3 protein-coding genes are annotated in these 2,531 nt (G+C 67.4%); 2 read left to right on the top strand and 1 reads right to left on the bottom strand.

Annotated elements, in window-relative coordinates; all coding sequences use genetic code 11:
- Window positions 1-465: L,D-transpeptidase (locus KDB67_RS20955; RefSeq protein WP_291020263.1), on the top strand; the 465-nt coding region annotated here is incomplete at its 5' end.
- 25 nt (window positions 466-490) lie between these two features.
- Here the strand turns inward: KDB67_RS20955 and KDB67_RS20960 are convergent.
- Window positions 491-1,273 (bottom strand): SDR family oxidoreductase, encoded by a 783-nt coding sequence (locus KDB67_RS20960; protein WP_291020266.1) that lies wholly within the window; start codon window positions 1,271-1,273, stop codon window positions 491-493.
- Between the two features lie 42 nt (window positions 1,274-1,315).
- On the opposite strand from KDB67_RS20960, the gene KDB67_RS20965 reads away from it, so the two are divergent.
- Complete coding sequence (locus tag KDB67_RS20965) at window positions 1,316-2,431, top strand: ROK family transcriptional regulator (RefSeq protein WP_291020269.1); 1,116 nt, start codon at window positions 1,316-1,318, stop codon at window positions 2,429-2,431.
- Window positions 2,432-2,531: the final 100 nt, after the last annotated feature.

Raw genomic sequence — 2,531 nt, forward strand, 5'->3', positions numbered from 1 at the left:
CTGATGACGCTGCCGTGCAGCTACGGCGAAGGGGACCTCGACCGTAACGTCACCCGCAGCGGGATTCACGTCGTGTCCGAAATGCACGAAGATTTCTATATGACCAATCCGGCCGCCGGATACTTCAATATCCACGAACGCTGGGCGGTACGGATCTCCAACAATGGAGAATTCATTCACGCCAACCCGGAAACCGTTGGGGTGCAAGGTTCGTCGAATGTCACCAATGGCTGTATCAATCTGTCGCTGGAGAATGCGCAACAGTACTTTCAGACGGCGATGTACGGCGACCCTGTCGAGGTGACCGGAACCCGCATCGACCTGTCGGAGGCCGACGGCGACATCTTCGACTGGATCTTCGGCTGGGATCAGTGGACCAGCATGTCGGCGATCACCGGGCAGGCCCGGGACCAGTCCATCACGGCCACACCCAGCGGCGCCCCGCGCAGCGTCGCGCCCAGGTGAACCCCGTTGCCGGTTGAGGTCGCGGCTACCCCGTGCGGATGTTCCGGCGGGCCGACGCCTGATCGCGGGGTTTGAGGATGATCTGGTCGAGATTGACGTGCGGGGGACGGGACGCGGCGAAACCGATCACCTCGGCGACGTCGCCGGCGGTGAGCGGGGTCAGGCCGGTGTAGGTGGCGTCGGCGCGTTCCTGATCGCCGTCGAAACGCACCAGCGAGAATTCCGTCTCGACCATACCGGGGCAGATCTCGGTGAGCCGCACCGGTTTTCCGATCAGCTCGTAGCGCAGGGTGCGATGCAGGACGCCCTGGGCATGTTTGGCGGAGGTGTACCCGGCGCCGTTGTCGTACACGTCGAGCGCGGCGATCGAGGTGACCGTCACGATCAGACCGTCACCCGAGGCGATCAGTCCGGGCAGTAGCGCCTTGGTCAGCCGCAGCGTGCCCACCACGTTGGTCTCCCACATCCAGCGCCAGTCGTCGAGGTCGGACTCGGCCACCGACGCGAGTCCCTTGGCTCCGCCGGCGTTGTTGACGAGCAGATCGATCCGGTCGAGTCCGTCGACGAAGGCGGCGACCGACGCCTCGTCGGTGACATCGAGTTGCCTTCCGGTGCCGCCGATTTCGTCGGCGAGGGCGGTGATCCGGTCGACGCGCCGCGCACCTACGACCACGTGATAGCCCTGCGCGGCCAGCACCCGGGCCGCCGCCTCCCCGATACCCGAACTGGCTCCCGTCACCACCGCGATCTTGCGGCCATCGGCCCCGACTTTGATTCCCGCTGATTCTGACCCTGCGTTCACACTCATGGAAGTCAGTTTAAGGACTGCGCCGCTGCTAGATTCGTTCTCATGCCGCCACCCGTCGTGCCTGCAACGCTGCAGTTGACCACCATTCCCGCGGCGGCCGTGCTCCAGGGAATCCGGGTGTCGGGGCCGGTGACCCGCGACCAGCTGGTGGCCTCCACGGGGCTGTCGGCGGCCACCGTCAACCGGCAGGTGCACGCCCTCGCCGCATCCGGGCTGATCGTCGAACGTCCCGACCTGTGCGATGCCGGTGCCATCGGCAGGCCCAAGAATCCGCTGACCCTAGACCGCGACTCGCTGTGCGTGGCCGGCATCCACGTCGGTGCCCGACGCAGCGTGCTCGCCATCGCTGACCTGGGCGGACGCACTCTCTACAGCCATGCCGTCGCCACCCCGGCGGGCCCGACGAAGGCGGCCGTCGAGGCTCTGTGCGCCCAACTGAAGGAACTTGCCGACAGGTTCAGCGGGCGGCGGCTGATCTGGGGAGGGGCGGCCATCGGCGGGGCCGTCGACGTCGACACCGGCGTCGTCGACCACCCGGTGCTGGGCTGGCGGCACGCCGAGATCGGGCCGATTCTGGCCCGCATTCTCGGGGTCCCGGTGTCGGTGTGCGAACACGTCGAAGCAATGGCCGCGGCCGAATTGCTGCTCACCCACCCCCGTGTCGACGGTGGCTCGGGACTTTTCATCTACGCGCGTGAAACCGCCGGCGTGGCGCTCACCATCGACGGCCGGGTGCACGTACCCGGCCGCGGCGCCGGCACAATCGCGCATCTGCCGGTCAACGCACCCGTCATCGCCGGCGGTTATGCCCGGCTGCAGCAGGTGATCGGGCGCACCGCCGCCCGCACCGCCTCCGAACTGCGTGGGATCCCGGTGACGGCGTCGCCGATCGTCGACGAACGGGCCCGGGTGCTCGGCGAATCGGTGGCGCTGCTTCGCGATGTGATCAACCCCGATTCGATCGTGGTGGCCGGGGACGCCTTCTCCGCCCACCCCGACGGGCTCGCCCCGGTGCAGGCCGCCTTCAACGCGGCGACGACGATGAGTTGGCCGCTGGAGATCACACCGTCGAGATTTGGTGTGCGGGTACAGGAAAGCGCCGCCGTGGTGGTTGCGCTGAGCGTGCTGTACGCGGATCCAGTGGCGGCCGTTGTGTGAATCACCGTCCCGAACGCCCGGCTCGTCAGGTTGTCCAGTGGCGGCGGTGGTGTGAATCACCGTCCCGAACGCCCGGCTCGTCAGGTTGTCCAGTGGCGGC

It is taken from the genome of Gordonia sp. (in: high G+C Gram-positive bacteria), assembly GCF_020438995.1.
Taxonomy (GTDB): Bacteria; Actinomycetota; Actinomycetes; order Mycobacteriales; family Mycobacteriaceae; genus Gordonia.

Coding starts and splice junctions, on each gene's coding strand:
- KDB67_RS20960 (WP_291020266.1), bottom strand. CDS start 1,273: ATGAGTGTGAACGCAGGGTCAGAATCAGCGGGAATCAAAGTCGGGGCC.
- KDB67_RS20965 (WP_291020269.1), top strand. CDS start 1,316: ATGCCGCCACCCGTCGTGCCTGCAACGCTGCAGTTGACCACCATTCCC.